Annotated in this window: 12 protein-coding genes; 10 read left to right on the top strand and 2 right to left on the bottom strand. The window is 49.3% G+C overall.

Translation table 11 applies throughout. The features are described 5' to 3' along the window. Window positions 1-3 precede the first annotated feature (3 nt). The 10 genes from QZ327_RS07405 to QZ327_RS07360 all read left to right on the top strand — a co-directional run bounded on the left by QZ327_RS07405 (window position 4) and on the right by QZ327_RS07360 (window position 14,027). A complete protein-coding gene (locus QZ327_RS07405; protein ID WP_294618405.1) occupies window positions 4-681 on the top strand; it encodes an NUDIX domain-containing protein in 678 nt (225 codons plus the stop codon). A 5-nt stretch (window positions 682-686) separates the two neighbouring features. Further along, window positions 687-1,370: an L-ribulose-5-phosphate 4-epimerase gene (locus QZ327_RS07400; protein ID WP_294618403.1), complete on the top strand. Its 684-nt coding sequence runs from the start codon at window positions 687-689 to the stop codon at window positions 1,368-1,370. Window positions 1,371-1,407: 37 nt separating this feature from the next. Next, a complete protein-coding gene (gene araA, locus QZ327_RS07395) occupies window positions 1,408-2,916 on the top strand; it encodes an L-arabinose isomerase (protein ID WP_294618401.1) in 1,509 nt (502 codons plus the stop codon). Window positions 2,917-3,015: 99 nt separating this feature from the next. Then, window positions 3,016-4,614, top strand: a complete 1,599-nt coding sequence (locus tag QZ327_RS07390) for a xylulokinase (RefSeq protein ID WP_294618399.1) — start codon at window positions 3,016-3,018, stop codon at window positions 4,612-4,614. Window positions 4,615-4,770: 156 nt separating this feature from the next. Further along, complete coding sequence (locus QZ327_RS07385) at window positions 4,771-7,116, top strand: glycoside hydrolase family 127 protein (protein ID WP_294618397.1); 2,346 nt, start codon at window positions 4,771-4,773, stop codon at window positions 7,114-7,116. 109 nt (window positions 7,117-7,225) lie between these two features. Next, the gene (locus tag QZ327_RS07380; protein ID WP_294618395.1) at window positions 7,226-8,770 is read left to right on the top strand and encodes an alpha-L-arabinofuranosidase C-terminal domain-containing protein; all 1,545 of its coding nucleotides are present in this window, start codon (window positions 7,226-7,228) and stop codon (window positions 8,768-8,770) included. 177 nt (window positions 8,771-8,947) lie between these two features. After that, window positions 8,948-10,957, top strand: a complete 2,010-nt coding sequence (locus tag QZ327_RS07375; protein WP_294618393.1) for a transketolase — start codon at window positions 8,948-8,950, stop codon at window positions 10,955-10,957. A gap of 118 nt (window positions 10,958-11,075) precedes the next feature. Then, the gene (gene rpiB / locus QZ327_RS07370; protein ID WP_294618391.1) at window positions 11,076-11,513 is read left to right on the top strand and encodes a ribose 5-phosphate isomerase B; all 438 of its coding nucleotides are present in this window, start codon (window positions 11,076-11,078) and stop codon (window positions 11,511-11,513) included. Window positions 11,514-11,747: 234 nt separating this feature from the next. Next, window positions 11,748-13,151 (top strand): glycoside hydrolase family 28 protein, encoded by a 1,404-nt coding sequence (locus QZ327_RS07365; protein WP_294618389.1) that lies wholly within the window; start codon window positions 11,748-11,750, stop codon window positions 13,149-13,151. An 18-nt stretch (window positions 13,152-13,169) separates the two neighbouring features. After that, window positions 13,170-14,027 carry an RNA methyltransferase gene (locus tag QZ327_RS07360; RefSeq protein WP_294618387.1) on the top strand — a complete coding sequence of 286 codons (858 nt, stop codon included), beginning with the start codon at window positions 13,170-13,172 and terminating at the stop codon, window positions 14,025-14,027. 292 nt (window positions 14,028-14,319) lie between these two features. On the opposite strand, the gene QZ327_RS07355 is transcribed toward QZ327_RS07360, so the two are convergent. Both QZ327_RS07355 and QZ327_RS07350 read right to left on the bottom strand, forming a co-directional pair. Continuing rightward, window positions 14,320-14,994 (bottom strand): porin family protein, encoded by a 675-nt coding sequence (locus QZ327_RS07355; protein ID WP_294618385.1) that lies wholly within the window; start codon window positions 14,992-14,994, stop codon window positions 14,320-14,322. A gap of 163 nt (window positions 14,995-15,157) precedes the next feature. Further along, window positions 15,158-16,711 (bottom strand): DUF4595 domain-containing protein, encoded by a 1,554-nt coding sequence (locus QZ327_RS07350; protein WP_294618384.1) that lies wholly within the window; start codon window positions 16,709-16,711, stop codon window positions 15,158-15,160. Between the last annotated feature and the right edge of the window lie 63 nt (window positions 16,712-16,774).

Here is a 16,774-nt window from a genome sequence, read left to right as displayed (position 1 = left end):
GACATGAGTAGTTACTACAGTTCCAATCCCCGATTTTATGTAGGTATCGACTGTATCATTTTCGGTTTCAACGAGGGTGAGTTAAACCTGCTGCTGCTGAAAAGAAACTTCGAACCCGCAATGGGCAACTGGTCGTTGATGGGCGGGTTCGTCCAAGAGAACGAGAGTGTGGATGATGCCGCCAAGCGGGTTCTCGCCGGGCTGACGGGATTGGACAATGTATATATGGAGCAGGTAGGTTCTTTCGGCGCCATCGACCGCGACCCGGGAGAGCGTGTAATCTCCATTGCCTACTATGCGCTGGTAAACATCAATGAATACGACAAGGATTTAGTACAGCAGCACAACGCCTTTTGGGTAAACATCAACGAGTTGCCGCCTCTTATCTTCGACCATCCCGAAATGGTGGAAAAAGCACGCGCGCTGATGCAGCAGAAAGCATCTACAGAGCCTATCGGCTTTAATCTGTTGCCCCAGATGTTTACACTCTCGCAACTGCAAAGCCTGTACGAAGCCATCTATGGAGAAGCCATCGACAAACGTAACTTCCGCAAGAGGATAGCCGAAATGGATTACATAGAAAAGACGGATAAAATTGATAAAACAAATTCCAAACGCGGTGCCGCTTTATACAAATTCAATGAAAAGGCATATCGCAAGGCACCGAAGTTTAAAATTTAGCCATTATGTTAGAAGAACTGAAAGAAAAAGTATTTCGTGCCAACCTTGATTTGGTGAAGCATGGACTCGTCATCTTTACCTGGGGGAATGTATCCGCCATCGACCGTGCAACGGGACTGGTCGTTATCAAGCCCAGCGGAGTAAGCTATGACGATATGAAAGCAGAAGATATGGTTGTCGTCGACCTCGACGGCAATGTGGTGGAAGGTAATTTAAAACCTTCTTCCGACACTCCTACCCACATTGTGCTTTACAAAGCGTTTCCGGAGATTGGCGGTGTGGTACATACACACTCCACGTATGCCACAGCCTGGGCACAGGCGGGCTGCGACATTCCCAACATAGGAACGACCCATGCAGACTACTTCCACGATGCCATCCCCTGCACCGACAGCATGACGGAGGAAGAGGTGAAAGGAGCTTATGAACAGGAAACCGGAAACGTAATCGTGAAACGGTTTGAAGGCTTGAACCCGGTTCACACACCCGGAGTGTTGGTAAAAAACCATGGTCCTTTCTCTTGGGGAAAAGACGCGCACGATGCAGTACACAATGCCGTAGTCATGGAGCAGGTTGCCAAGATGGCTTCCATAGCCTATGCCGTCAATCCGCATCTGACGATGAATCCGCTGCTTGTAGAGAAACATTTCAACCGCAAGCATGGACCGAACGCTTATTACGGGCAATAAACAATTAAAAATCAACAACTAAAAACTTAAAAACAGTATGAACGCATTTGATCAATATGAAGTATGGTTCGTAACAGGAGCACAGCTTCTGTACGGCGGCGACGCAGTTATCGCAGTAGACGCACACAGCAATGAAATGGTAAAAGGCCTGAATGACTCCGGCCGTCTGCCTGTAAAGGTGGTATATAAAGGTACCGTAAACTCATCCAAAGAGGTAACCGCCGCTTTCAAGGCTGCCAACAATGACGAGAAATGTATCGGTGTCATCACCTGGATGCACACTTTCTCTCCTGCCAAAATGTGGATACACGGCCTGCAGGAACTGAAGAAACCGCTATTGCACTTCCATACACAATTCAACAAAGAAATTCCTTGGGATACGATGGATATGGATTTCATGAACCTGAACCAGTCTGCTCACGGCGACCGTGAATTCGGACACATCGTTACCCGTATGCGCAAAAACCGCAAAGTCGTTGTAGGACACTGGCAAGATGAAAAAGCACAGAAACAGATTGCCGCATGGATGCGCGTGGCAGCCGCATGGGCGGATGCACAAGACATGCTCATCATCCGATTCGGCGACCAGATGAACAACGTGGCGGTAACGGACGGTGACAAGGTCAGTGCCGAACAAGTATTGGGCTATCATGTGGACTACTATCCCATCAACGACGTAATGACCTACTATAACGCTGTTGACGATGCCGATGTAAAAGCCCTCGTAGCCGAATACTTCAAACTTTACGACCACGATGCCGCACTCGAACAGGAAGGAACCGAAGCCTACACTAAGGTATGGAACTCTGCAAAAGCGGAAATTGCCATCCGTCGCGTATTGAAAGACACCGGTGCCAAAGGTTTTACAACCAACTTCAACGACCTGGGCGACTTCGACCAGATTCCCGGTCTTGCCTCTCAACGCCTGATGGCGGAAGGTTACGGCTTCGGAGCAGAAGGCGACTGGAAAACCGCCGCCCTCTACCGTACTACCTGGTTCATGAGCCAAGGCATGCCCAACGGATGTTCCTTCCTCGAAGACTATACCCTGAACTTCGACGGTGAGAAGAGCGCTATCCTGCAAGCACACATGCTGGAAGTATGCCCATTGATAGCAGAACAGAAACCGAAACTCGAAGTACACCGCCTGAGCATCGGTATCGACAGCGAAACAGCCCGTCTTGTATTCACCAGCAAGCAAGGCGAAGGGGTAGCGGCAACCATTGTGGACCTCGGCAACCGTTTCCGCCTTATCGTAAACAAAGTGGAATGTATCAAGAGCAAACCGCTGCCGAAACTTCCCGTAGCAAGCGCATTGTGGATTCCGATGCCTAACCTCGAAGTGGGTGCGGCGGCATGGATTCTGGCAGGTGGCACGCACCACACCAGCTTCTCTTACGACCTCACCGTAGAATACTGGGAAGACTTTGCAGAAATGGCAGGTATCGAAATGATAGTCATCGATGAAAATACCACTATCAGCGAGTTCAAGAAAGAACTGCGCATGAACGAGGTATATTATATGCTGAATAAAGCACTTTGCTGATATTGACGAGGGTGTGCCAAAACCTTGACAGCCTATTTGGTTTTGGTACACCCCCATTTATAATGAACCACTCCTCCCCTTTTATAACAATTTAATCACATGACATTAGATCCAAAATCAACAATCGAAGCAGGCAAAGCCATTCTCGGCATAGAGTTCGGTTCGACACGAATAAAAGCCGTTCTGATTGACCAAGAAAACAAGCCCATTGCCCAGGGAAGCCATACTTGGGAAAACCAATTGGTCGACGGGCTTTGGACATACAGCGTCGAAACTATCTGGTACGGGTTACAGGATTGCTATGCAAACCTTCGCGCCAACGTGAAGAATTTATACGATACGGAAATAGAAGCGTTGGCCGCTATCGGTGTCAGTGCCATGATGCACGGTTACATGGCATTCAACGGAAAAGAGGAAATCCTTGTTCCGTTCCGCACATGGAGAAACACCAACACAGCCCAGGCGGCAGCGGCTTTGTCCGAACTGTTTGTCTACAATATCCCGTTAAGATGGAGCATTTCCCACTTATACCAAGCTATCCTGGATAATGAGGAACATGTTAAGGAGATTGATTATCTGACAACACTTGCCGGATTTGTACATTGGCAGATAACCGGCCAGAAGGTGTTGGGCATAGGCGATGCATCGGGCATGCTTCCCATAGATCCCGCCACCAAGAACTATTCCGCCGAAATGGTAGCGAAGTTCGATGAACTGATCGCTCCGAAAGGTTATGACTGGAAACTTACGGATATTCTGCCCAAAGTATTGCCGGCAGGCAAGAATGCCGGTTTCCTCACCCCGGAAGGAGCCAAAAGGCTTGACGTATCAGGCCATCTGAAGGCAGGGATACCGGTATGCCCGCCCGAAGGAGATGCCGGAACAGGCATGGTGGCGACCAATGCCGTAAAACAACGTACGGGAAACGTATCGGCAGGCACATCCTCATTCTCCATGATTGTTTTGGAAAAGGAGCTGTCGAAACCATACGAAATGATTGACATGGTAACGACTCCCGACGGCAGCCTCGTGGCAATGGTACATTGCAACAACTGTACTTCCGACCTCAATGCCTGGGTCAACTTATTTAAGGAATACCAGGAACTGCTGGGTATCCCCGTAGACATGGACGAGGTATACGGCAAACTCTATAACCATGCACTGACAGGCAATGCCAATTGCGGCGGTCTTATTGCATACAATTACATTTCCGGCGAACCCGTGACAGGACTTGCGGAAGGACGACCGCTGTTTGTGCGTTCGGCAAACGACAAATTCAACCTTGCCAACTTCATGAGAGCCCATCTGCATGCTTCGGTGGGAGTCCTTAAAATCGGCAACGACATCCTGTTCAAGGAAGAGAAAATCAAAGTAGACAGAATTACGGGACACGGCGGCCTGTTCAGAACCAAAGGTGTAGGCCAAAGAATTCTTGCCGCAGCCATAAACTCACCCATTTCCGTCATGGAAACGGCGGGTGAAGGCGGCGCTTGGGGTATTGCCCTGCTCGGTTCTTACCTTGTGAACAATGACGGACAACAAACACTTGCCGATTTTTTGGACGAAAAAGTGTTTGCAGGCGATGCCGGTGTAGAAGTGTCGCCGACTGCCGAAGACGTGGAAGGTTTCAACGCATACATAGAAAATTACAAAGCAACCTTGCCCGTCGAAGAAGCAGCTGTCAATTTCAAAAAGTAATTCCTGCAAAAACAGGCTCTTGGCAAAATTCTTCTCCAAGAAAAGGGAAGACCCTGGCTCAAGAGCGGTCATGAACACAAATGTAACGGGAGGCAACTCCCGCTACATTCGTTCATATAAAAAAGTTTTTCTTCATACTATAAAAACCTGATACAAATGAAATCATCACTCACCTGTCTATTACTTCTTTTCTTTCTCTTTACCGGAAAAGCCCAGACAAGACAAGCAGTGTCCTATTTTCCTCTCCAAGATGTCAGACTGTTGGACAGCCCTTTCTTACAGGCGCAGCAGGCCGACTTAAAATACATAATGGCAATGAACCCGGACAGGCTGCTCGCTCCCTTTCTGCGCGAAGCCGGACTCACCCCTAAGGCACCAAGTTATACCAACTGGGAAAATACCGGTCTGGACGGACACATCGGCGGACATTATATCTCCGCACTCTCCATGATGTATGCCGCTACCGGAGACACAGCCGTGTACAACCGGCTGGATTATATGCTGAACGAACTACATCGCGCGCAGCAAGCCGCAGGCAACGGTTTCATCGGAGGAACGCCCGGAAGCCTGCAACTTTGGAAAGAAATCAAAGCAGGGAATATCCGTGCCGGAGGTTTCAGCCTTAACGACAGATGGGTACCCCTATACAACATACACAAGACTTATGCCGGACTTCGTGACGCATACCTTTATGCCGGGAGCGACCTTGCCCGCCGGATGTTGATTGCCCTCACCGACTGGATGGCAGATGTCACATCCGGACTCACCGACCGGCAGATGCAAGACATGTTGCGCAGCGAACACGGAGGACTGAACGAAATATTTGCCGATGTTGCCGACATTACGGGAGATAAGAAATACCTGGAACTGGCACGCAGATTCTCCCATGAAATCCTCCTTGAACCGCTCACCCGGGATGAGGACCGCCTGACAGGCATGCACGCCAACACACAGATACCGAAAGTCATCGGCTACAAACGTATCGCCGACTTCACGCAAGACCGCGACTGGGACCATGCTGCACGCTTCTTCTGGAACACGGTCGTTGATCACCGTTCCGTCTGTATCGGTGGTAACAGCGTGCGCGAGCATTTCCATCCGGCAGACAACTTCACATCCATGCTCAATGATGTACAAGGACCGGAAACCTGTAACACTTACAACATGCTCCGCCTGACAAAGATGCTTTTCCGGACCTCTCCCGACATCCGCTTCGCCGATTATTACGAACGTGCCTTATACAACCATATCCTTGCCTCACAGCAGCCTGAAAAAGGCGGTTTTGTATACTTCACTCCCATGCGTTCGGGCCACTACCGCGTTTATTCGCAACCGGAAACATCCATGTGGTGTTGCGTGGGCTCCGGACTGGAGAACCATACCAAGTACGGAGAGTTTATTTATGCCCACGCAGAAGATACCTTGTACGTAAACCTGTTCATCCCTTCCCGGCTGACCTGGAAAGAGAAAAAAATCACACTGGTGCAGGAAAGCCGCTTCCCCGATGAAGAACAAATCAGATTCAAGGTGGAGAAGAGCAACAAGAAAGCATTCAGCCTGAAGTTCCGTTATCCCTCTTGGGCAAAAGGAGCGAGTGTATCCGTCAACGGCAAAATACAGGATATAAATGCCGCATCGGGAGAATACCTGACAATCCGCCGCAAATGGAAAGCCGGAGACGAAATCACACTGAACTTGCCCATGCAAGTCACTTTGGAGCAGATACCCGACCAGGCGCATTATTACGCTTTCATGTACGGTCCCATCGTTCTTGCCAGCCCTACCGGCACGGAAAACATGGACGGACTTTATGCCGACGACAGCCGCGGCGGGCACATCGCCCACGGCAAACAGGTTTCCCTGGAAGAAATGCCTATGTTGATAGGCGCTGCCGCATCACTGCCGCAAGCACTCCGCAAAACGGATGACAAGCAACTGTCATTCAGCTATACCGGAAATGTCTATCCCGCACGAAAAGAGGCATTGAAACTGATACCTTTCTTCCGTCTGCACGATTCACGGTATGCCATCTATTTTCATCAGGTGACCGCAACGGAAGCCGAAAGTATCCGAAAAGAGACGGAACTGAAGGAACGCAAAGCCATGGAACTTGCCAACCGGACGATAGACGTTATTTTCCCCGGCGAACAACAACCGGAATCCGACCACGGCATCCGATACGAACAATCGGAAACGGGAACGGACAACGACCGGCATTTCCGGCGTGCCGAAGGTTGGTTCAGCTATAATCTGAAAGTGAAGAAAGAAGCAAGCCAACTGACAGTCACCGTGCGGAAAAGCGATCCGATGAAACTTGCAATCACTCTCAACAACGAGAAACTGACCGTCGCTCCCGTCATCAGCCAACCGGACAAGGAAGGTTTTATAACCCTCTGTTATCCCCTATCCCGGAAATTAAGTACCGGCAGTTGTCCGATACTTTTCAGTCCGGACGGAACGGAACGGACTCCTGCCATCTACGAAGTCCGCTTGCTCAAATAACCGTATATCCCGACAGGAATATCAGTAACACTTAAAAGTACTAATAATCAATTATCTTAATGCAGGTACAGTCTGCCATTTTACAAACATCATATAACTAATAACCATTATGAGAAACAAACTATTATTCAGCAGTCTCCTATTCGCTGCATCCGTATCTGTGTCCGCACAACAGAGTGCAACAATCACGCTTCATGCCGACCAAGGCACACAAGTCATTCCCAAAGAAATCTACGGCCAGTTTGCCGAACATCTGGGCACCTGTATCTACGGCGGGCTTTGGGTAGGTGAAAACTCCGACATACCCAACATCAACGGTTACCGTACCGATGTATTCAACGCCTTGAAAGACCTTCAGGTACCCGTTCTCCGCTGGCCGGGCGGCTGTTTTGCCGACGAATATCACTGGATGGACGGTATAGGTCCTAAAGAAAACCGTCCTAAAATGGTCAACAACAACTGGGGCGGCACTATCGAAGACAACAGTTTCGGTACACACGAATTTCTCAATCTTTGCGAAATGTTGGGATGCGAACCCTACATCAGCGGAAACGTGGGTAGCGGAACCGTAGAAGAACTTGCCAAATGGGTGGAATACATGACTTCCGACGGCGACTCCCCCATGGCAAACCTGCGCCGGAAAAACGGCCGCGACAAAGCATGGAAAGTGAAATACCTCGGTGTAGGAAACGAAAGCTGGGGTTGCGGCGGCAGCATGCGTCCCGAATACTATGCCGACCTTTACCGCCGCTACGCAACCTACTGCCGCAACTACGACAGCAACCGCCTGTTCAAGATAGCCAGCGGCGCCAGCGATTACGACTATGAATGGACCAAAGTCCTGATGGACCGCGTAGGCAGCCGCATGAACGGTGTTTCACTCCACTACTACACCGTTACCGGCTGGACCGGCAGCAAAGGTTCCGCCACCGAGTTCAATAAAGACGATTACTACTGGACCATGGGCAAATGCCGCGAAATAGAAGACGTCATCCGCAAGCACTGTGCCATTATGGACGAATATGACAAGGACAAGAACGTAGCCCTTATGCTCGACGAATGGGGAACATGGTGGGACGAAGAACCAGGTACGGTCAGCGGACACCTCTACCAGCAGAATACCATGCGCGATGCGTTCGTGGCTTCCCTTTCGCTCGACATCTTCCACAAATACACCGACCGCCTGAAAATGGCAAACATCGCCCAGATTGTCAACGTGTTGCAATCCATGATTCTGACCAAAGGCAAGGATATGGTGCTGACTCCCACCTACCATGTATTCAAGATGTATAAAGTGCATCAGGATGCCACTTATCTGCCCATCGAGCTGGCTTGTAAGCAGGTACCAGTACGCGACAACCGTACATTACCCCTTGTCAGCGCCACTGCATCCAAAGACAAGAACGGAAAAATCCATATTTCTTTGTCAAATGTTGATGTAGACAACGAACAGGAGGTTATTGTAAATCTGCCGGGCATCCAGGCTAAGAAAGCAGTGGGAGAAGTGCTTACCGCCGCACGGATTACGGACTACAATTCTTTCGAAAATCCCGACAAAGTGAAATTAATTCCTTTCAAAGAGGTAAAAATCAGCAAAGGGGTTCTGAAAATAAAACTCCCTGCCAAATCAATTGTCACCGTTGAGTTACAGTAAATCACCGGTAAAGAGTTATTGTAACTGAAACAAGAAGCCCGTAACAGTGACAAGAAAAAAGAGCGACTTTCTATGTTGCGGATTACACATAAAGAGTTATCTTTGTCCTGTTAAAATTAACAAGCAAGAAATCAACCCACTTACAGAGTATTCAAATTATAACTATATTTTAAGTATATGAACGACAAGAAACTTATGAACCTCGCAGCGGACAACATCCGTATCCTTGCTGCTTCTATGGTTGAAAAAGCCAATTCCGGTCATCCCGGTGGCGCTATGGGTGGTGCCGACTTTGTGAATGTACTCTTCTCCGAGTTCTTGGTATACGATCCCGAAAATCCCGCTTGGGAAGGCCGTGACCGTTTCTTCCTCGACCCGGGACACATGTCGCCGATGCTTTATTCCACATTGGCGCTGACAGGCAAGTTCACACTGGACGAACTGAAAGAGTTCCGCCAATGGGGCAGCCCTACTCCGGGACATCCCGAACGCGACCTCATGCGCGGCATTGAAAACACTTCCGGTCCGTTAGGACAAGGCCATACCTTTGCCATCGGAGCAGCCATCGCCGCCAAGTTCATGAAAGCCCGTTTCGAAGAGGTAATGGACCAGACGATTTACGCATATATCTCCGACGGTGGTGTCCAGGAAGAGATTTCACAAGGTGCAGGCCGCATTGCCGGCGCATTGGGACTGGACAACCTCATCATGTTCTATGATGCAAACGACATCCAGCTTTCTACCGAGACTAAAGACGTAACCATCGAAGATACTGCCAAAAAATACGAGGCATGGGGCTGGAAAGTCATCACTATCGATGGTAACGATGCCGATGCCATCCGTGGTGCAATCAACGAAGCAAAAGCAGAAGCAGAACGTCCTACGCTGATTATCGGCCACACCGTTATGGGTAAAGGTGCGCGTAAGGCAGACGGCAGCAGCTACGAAGCCAACTGCGCTACGCACGGTGCTCCTTTGGGCGGTGACGCGTATGTAAATACAATCAAGAATTTGGGTGGTAACCCGGAAAATCCGTTCGTCATCTTCCCCGAAGTGGCGGAACTTTATGCCAAGCGTGCCGCCGAACTGAAGAATATCATGGCAGAGAAATATGCCGCCAAAGCCGCATGGGCACAAGCCAATCCTGAAAAGGCAGCCAAGTTGGAACTGTTCTTCTCCGGCAAAGCTCCCGAAGTGAACTGGGCAGCTATCGAACAGAAAGCCAATGCCGCCACACGTGCCGCATCGGCAACCGTGCTCGGCGCTCTTGCCACTCAGGTAGAGAACATGATTGTAGCCTCTGCCGACTTGTCCAACTCCGACAAGACCGACGGCTTCCTGAAAAAGACCCACGCTTTCAAGAAAGGCGACTTCAGCGGTGCATTCTTCCAGGCAGGCGTATCGGAACTGACAATGGCATGCTGCTGCATCGGTATGGCACTGCATGGCGGCGTTATCCCCGCTTGCGGAACGTTCTTCGTATTCTCCGACTACATGAAACCCGCCGTACGTATGGCTGCCCTCATGGAAACTCCCGTGAAGTTCATCTGGACACACGATGCCTTCCGCGTAGGCGAAGACGGTCCTACCCACGAACCGGTAGAGCAGGAAGCACAAATCCGCTTAATGGAAAAACTGAAGAACCACAAAGGACACAACTCCATGTTGGTACTCCGTCCCGCCGATGCGGAAGAGACGACCGTGGCATGGAAACTTGCCATGGAGAACGTATCTACTCCGACAGCCTTGATATTCTCACGCCAGAACATCAACAACTTGCCCGCAGGAAACGACTACAGCCAGGCAGCCAAAGGCGCTTACATCGTAGCAGGTTCGGACGAAAACCCGGATATCACACTCGTTGCTTCCGGTTCCGAAGTATCTACATTGGTGGCAGGCGCGGAACTGCTGCGTAAAGACGGCATCAAACTGCGCATCGTATCCGTTCCGTCCGAAGGGCTGTTCCGCAGCCAGGCTCCGGGCTATCAGGAAAGCGTAATTCCGGCAAATGCAAAGGTATTCGGTCTGACAGCCGGTCTGCCCGTCACACTGGAAGGACTGGTAGGTGCCAACGGTAAGGTTTGGGGATTGGAATCATTCGGTTTCTCCGCTCCTTACAAAGTGCTCGATGAGAAACTGGGCTTCACGGCAGAGAACGTATACAAGCAGGTAAAAGCAATGCTTTAATCATACAGTAAAACCGTGATAGGGTAATGATGCGATAAAGCGGAAAGTATGTAAAGATACCATACTGCATTATCACATCATTGCTCTATCGTTTTTTCACATTATCACTTTATTTCATATGAAAACTATTGGACTTTGTTCCGATCATGCCGGATTTGAACTGAAACAGCATGTCCGCAGTTGGCTGGAAGCCAAAGGCTGGTCTTATAAGGATTATGGTACCTACTCTACCGAGAGTTGCGATTATCCCGATTTTGCCCACCCGCTGGCACAGGCTGTCGAGGCAGGCGAGTGTTATCCGGGAATTGCCATCTGCGGTAGCGGAAACGGCATCAACATGACGCTCAACAAACATCAGGGCATCCGCGCAGCTCTTTGCTGGACTTCGGAAATCGCTCATCTGGCGCGCCAGCATAACGATGCCAATGTCCTTGTCATGCCGGGACGCTTCATCAGCACGGAAGAGGCGGATATGATTATGACCGAATTCTTCGACACAGCATTCGAAGGCGGACGCCATCAGCAGCGGATAGACAAGATACCGGTAAAAGGATAATTCCCGGATTAAAAGGGATATCTATCCGACCGGCTTTATCGCATCGGACGGAATTATTCATGAAGGTGTGCCGGAACAATTTATGCACTATCGTTCCGACACACCTCATATTTTTTCCATCTCAATCAATTATTACACCCTTTCAGTCAAAAACTAACCTCTGTCATCGGGATAATTTTCCTACTTTTGTCAACGTAATCGGTTTACCATTTAAAAAACATAAAAGAAAAACGCATGAAGAAAGTAATCGGAATCATTTCCCTGCTTCTGTCGGTAACCCTGGCAACCGCCAATCCGATAGACTTTGACAAAGCCTTCAAGGAAAGTGCCAAAATTGAAAAACAAATCAAGAAAACCTCTTTCCCCAACCGTACCTATCTCATCACCGACTTCGGTGCCAAGCCCGATATGCCGGACGAACCGTGCCACGAGGCAATCAACCGTGCCATCGTAACATGCAGCCTGAACGGCGGCGGAACAGTCATAGTGCCCAAAGGAACGTTCTACACCGGACCTCTCACCTTAAAGAGCAACGTGAACTTCCACGTAGAAGAAGGTGCCGTGTTGAAATTCTCTACCGACCAAAGCCTTTATTTTCCCGCCGTCATTACCCGCTGGGAAGGGCTGGACTGCTACAATGCCCGCCCGTTGATATATGCGTATGGCGAAACCAACATTGCCATTACCGGCAAGGGCACCATCGACGGACAAGGTTCCAAAGAAGCCTGGTGGCCGATGTGCGGCGCCCCGCGCTATGGCTGGAAAGAAGGAATGGTGGCACAACGCAACGGCGGACGCGAACGCCTGCTGATGTATGGCGAGACATCCACTCCCGTATACAAGCGCGTCATGAAACCCGAAGACGGCATGCGCCCGCAGCTCATCAACCTCTACTCCTGCAATACGATATTGATAGAAGATGTCACCCTGCTGAACTCCCCATTTTGGGTCATCCACCCGTTGCTGTGCGAGAGCCTTATCGTACGTGGCGTGCATGTATTCAACCGAGGTCCCAACGGCGACGGTTGCGACCCGGAATCCTGCAAGAACGTACTGATAGAGAACTGCACATTCGATACGGGAGACGACTGCATAGCCATCAAGTCCGGACGCAACCAAGACGGACGCAAGTGGAATATCCCCAGCGAAAACATCATCGTGCGCAACTGCTTCATGAAAAACGGTCACGGCGGCGTAGTCATCGGCAGCGAGATATCCGGCGGATACCGCAACCTGTTCGTAGAGAACTGCCGCATGGACAGCCCTGATTTGGACCGTGTCATCCGCATCAAGACCAGTACTTGCCGTGGCGGATTGATAGAGAACGTATTTGTGCGCAATGTCACCGTGGGACAGTGTCGCGAAGCGGTACTGCGCATCAACCTGCAATACGAAAACCGCGAGAAGTGCAACCGAGGCTATACTCCCACCGTGCGCAACGTACACCTCAAGAACGTGACATGCGAGAAGAGCAAACTCGGCGTACTCATCATCGGGCTTGACGATGACAAGCACGTATACAACGTAAGTGTGGAAGATTGCCGCTTCAACAATGTCAAGGAGGGCAGCAACCGGATAAACGGGGCAAAAGATGTCTACTTCAAGAACCTGTATATAAACGGGGAACTTGTAAAATAAGAGTAAAAAAACAGCAATATGCCTATTATCGAAATATCATCCCTCTCCCACCCCGGCGTAGAAATCTTCAGTACGCTTACCGAAGCCCAGCTGCGCAATCGCATCGAGCCTTCCAAAGGTATTTTCATCGCAGAAAGCCCCAAAGTCATTTCCGTTGCCTTGAATGCCGGCTACAAACCTTTGGCGCTTTTGTGCGAGCAGAAACACATTGCAGGCGATGCCGCTGCTATCATTGAGCGTTGCGGAGACATCCCGGTCTATACAGGCAACAGAGAACTGCTTGCCACGCTGACCGGATACACGCTGACACGCGGTGTCCTCTGCGCCATGCACCGCCCCAAGCCGCGCAGCGTGGAAGAGGTATGCAGGGAAGCCCGCCGCATCGTGGTGATAGACGGAGTGGTGGATACTACCAACATCGGAGCCATCTTCCGCTCGGCGGCTGCCCTCGGCATAGATGCCGTATTGCTCACTCCCACTTCCTGCGACCCGCTCAACCGCCGTGCGGTAAGGGTATCTATGGGTTCCGTATTTCTGATGCCGTGGACTTGGCTGGACGCTCCTCTCGGCAGGCTGAACGATTTAGGTTTCCGCACGGCTGCCATGGCACTTACCGATGACTCTATCTCCATCGACAATCCTGTTTTAGCCGCCGAACCCAAACTTGCCATCGTAATGGGAACCGAAGGAGACGGGCTGGCGCACAAGACCATCGCCGAAGCCGACTATGTGATCCGTATACCCATGTCGCACGATGTCGATTCGCTCAATGTGGCTGCCGCCGCTGCCGTGGCATTCTGGCAACTCCGCGCAAAAGATGCCGGAAACAGGGAGTCCTCTTTTTATTCACCACATAGCCCGCTATGCTCCTCATAAAAATAGAAAAACATCCTCGAAAAGAAGGCTCAAAGAGGGTGTGTCAAGCTAAAATGTCTCCTCCGAAAAGTTATAGATTGTAACCATGACATTTAAAAAGAGTCGTATCAAACTCTGTATTGAGTAATGATACGACCCTTTTTAGTATTTTGAGGGTACTCAAATTTTAAATTATAAGTTCATATCTTCAAAAATTAAGTTTTGAACACACCCTCTTTTATACTAAAAAGGGCACCCTGAAGTGCCCTTTTCCGACATTTTATGGTATTACTACAGCATCGGCTGTTTTCTTTTAGAATGTGTAGCCTACACTGATAGCAAAGTTTCTGTTTCTGATTTTCTGGCCCTTGTCATTTTCACCGGTCCATGCTTTCTTATCCGCGATATTGGCAAGACCTAAATCGTACTTGATACCGAAGTAAATCTTGTTATAGGTGATACCTGTTCCGAAGCTCAGACCGGCATCGAATCTTTTGAGACCGCCTTTTTCCTCATCGCTATCTTCGTCTGCCACGCCGAAAGCGTCATACTTATATTCAATTCCGTCAAAGTCAGTTCCTTTTACTTTGCCGCCTACTCCTACTGCAAAGTACGGACCGGCATTGATTTGCCACTGCACATTGTCGCTGAGGTTGAAACGGTAAGATGCCAGGATAGGCAGTTCAAGATAGTTCAGGTTGTATTTTTCTTCGTAACCCATTCCTTCTTTATCTTCGGATTTCAATCCTTTTGTAGTGAAATAAAGTCCGGGTTGCAGGTAGAACTTCTCGCTGAGTTCCACATCGGCAATGACTCCGACATGGAAACCGACTCTGCTTTTGAAGTCAACGTCTTTCATCTCGTCCTTGAAGTCGCCGCCTGCATTGGCAACATTCATTCCGGCACGTACACCAAAATTCACACCCTGTGCGTTCACACCATTTACCGCAGCCAGTACGCATGCGATAACAATCAATAATTTTTTCATACTGTAATAAAATTAACTGTTCTTGCCTGCCCATTCCCCGAAGCAGGCTTTCTTATTCAAAAAAAGGAAGACACGGGGAATTGCTTTAAGCGACATGCCTTAAAGGTGTCCTCCGATTGTTTACAATTTTCTTGGAATAGATGTACAGACAAGGCACGTCCGGTTATTTGCCAAACGTAAAGCTTGTTTTAAATCCATTCGAGTAAAAGGCGTTTTCTTCCCAGCGATATTCATCCATACGAGTCCCGCTCTCATAGTCGTATGATGCAGAGGGCAACTCTTTGGAAGGCATGCCAAGCATACCCGTCCAATAAAGAAACTCCAGTTCTCTAAAGTGAAGGGCACGATAAGTCCATTCAAAGAACATGATATTATTGGTGTTAGGGATTTCTGAATATTCGAACCTATAATCACTTGGCGCGTATCCATCATCAGTGCTTACACGGACAAGATTTCCGTTCTCCCACACCAAAGCGGTTTTAGAACTCTGCTCCTCCCACGTATAAGCAATGTAGTTGCAATGTCTCTCCGCATCGTATTGGAAAGCATAATGCATAGGTTGTTCGCCTCCAAGCCAGAATGTGCAGTTTGTAATCAAACCTTTCTCTCCATCCCAGTTAGATAATTTGGCTTCCATTCTCATGCCCTCAGCTACAATCTCCACATCCGATTGTGTGTAAGTGAAAGTGATCACATTACCTCTATCTACTATCTTGGTGAGGTATCCGTCGGTATAGGTATAGACAGCCCCGTTTATCTCCTTCGGAAAGTTTCCTTTGAACACCCGGTTTGCCGGTGTGTCCGGCAGCGGTTGCTCCTCTGTTGCATCATCCTTGTCTTCCTCGCCCGATGCCGGGGAGTTCTTGTCTTCAAAGACAGAATAGACTTCGATACGTATTCCATTATCAATGCCAGTTTCATAAACAGTCATCGTATTTCCGGAGAATGACACTTTAATGATACCACTCTCATAGTCATAACCTGTCAGGTATGAGCAGCGGATGGTACCGTTCGCCTGGTTTTCCCATCTCCAAACCCCTGCCTCCAGGTCACCGTATCCAAAAAACTGCAAGTAAGTTCCTGATTTCGAAAACATCACCTCCAAATATTCAGATTCACTTTCGGGCCAGTCAGCAGACGGATACTCATCATAGGATATGGTATCTTTCGTCGCTATCTCAATCTCCATGTCAATACATTTCTTCAAAACCCACGTGCGGCACAACGCATTGGTCATTTCGTCGTCGTCCACAGTCGGGGCTTTCTTTGCGGTAAACACCATTTCGGGTGCTCCGGTTGGGGTAATCTTAAGTTCGGTGATTTGCCCGTTCTTACCGTCGGACACCAGTTCCAACACGCCAAATCCCTCCAAATCGAACTTACCATCGGGTGTAACGGTATATGTTCCGTATATCACCCCATTGTTCTCGCTTGCCCTGCTTTGAACGGCATCCATTGCACGACGCGTCATTATAAAAGGACTTGCAGCTACTGCACGGGAGCGGTAATCGCTGCGCGTCACAATGTAGTTTCCACTCGCTCCAAGTTCCACACTGCTGTAGGGCGATGCATCGTCCGTAATCTCATACTTTCCGCTATTCTTCTCGAATTCAGGCGGAACAAGCGTAGAGTCTGTCAGCGGGGGCACCCCGTCTTCGGAATCGCATGACACAAAAACCTGAACTGTCAGTATCAATACAAATACAGACAAAATCATTCTAATAACGGTTCAGTTTGAAAACTTGGGGGAATTAGTTAAAACCCCTATCTTTGGTGTATG

It is taken from the genome of uncultured Bacteroides sp. (assembly GCF_910578895.1).
Taxonomy (GTDB): Bacteria; Bacteroidota; Bacteroidia; order Bacteroidales; family Bacteroidaceae; genus Bacteroides.
The sequence above is the reverse complement of the archived record's forward strand: the minus strand, read 5'-3'. Positions and strand labels throughout refer to the sequence as shown.

Coding starts and splice junctions, on each gene's coding strand:
- QZ327_RS07405 (WP_294618405.1), top strand. CDS start 4: ATGAGTAGTTACTACAGTTCCAATCCCCGATTTTATGTAGGTATCGAC.
- QZ327_RS07400 (WP_294618403.1), top strand. CDS start 687: ATGTTAGAAGAACTGAAAGAAAAAGTATTTCGTGCCAACCTTGATTTG.
- araA (WP_294618401.1), top strand. CDS start 1,408: ATGAACGCATTTGATCAATATGAAGTATGGTTCGTAACAGGAGCACAG.
- QZ327_RS07390 (WP_294618399.1), top strand. CDS start 3,016: ATGACATTAGATCCAAAATCAACAATCGAAGCAGGCAAAGCCATTCTC.
- QZ327_RS07385 (WP_294618397.1), top strand. CDS start 4,771: ATGAAATCATCACTCACCTGTCTATTACTTCTTTTCTTTCTCTTTACC.
- QZ327_RS07380 (WP_294618395.1), top strand. CDS start 7,226: ATGAGAAACAAACTATTATTCAGCAGTCTCCTATTCGCTGCATCCGTA.
- QZ327_RS07375 (WP_294618393.1), top strand. CDS start 8,948: ATGAACGACAAGAAACTTATGAACCTCGCAGCGGACAACATCCGTATC.
- rpiB (WP_294618391.1), top strand. CDS start 11,076: ATGAAAACTATTGGACTTTGTTCCGATCATGCCGGATTTGAACTGAAA.
- QZ327_RS07365 (WP_294618389.1), top strand. CDS start 11,748: ATGAAGAAAGTAATCGGAATCATTTCCCTGCTTCTGTCGGTAACCCTG.
- QZ327_RS07360 (WP_294618387.1), top strand. CDS start 13,170: ATGCCTATTATCGAAATATCATCCCTCTCCCACCCCGGCGTAGAAATC.
- QZ327_RS07355 (WP_294618385.1), bottom strand. CDS start 14,994: ATGAAAAAATTATTGATTGTTATCGCATGCGTACTGGCTGCGGTAAAT.
- QZ327_RS07350 (WP_294618384.1), bottom strand. CDS start 16,711: ATGATTTTGTCTGTATTTGTATTGATACTGACAGTTCAGGTTTTTGTG.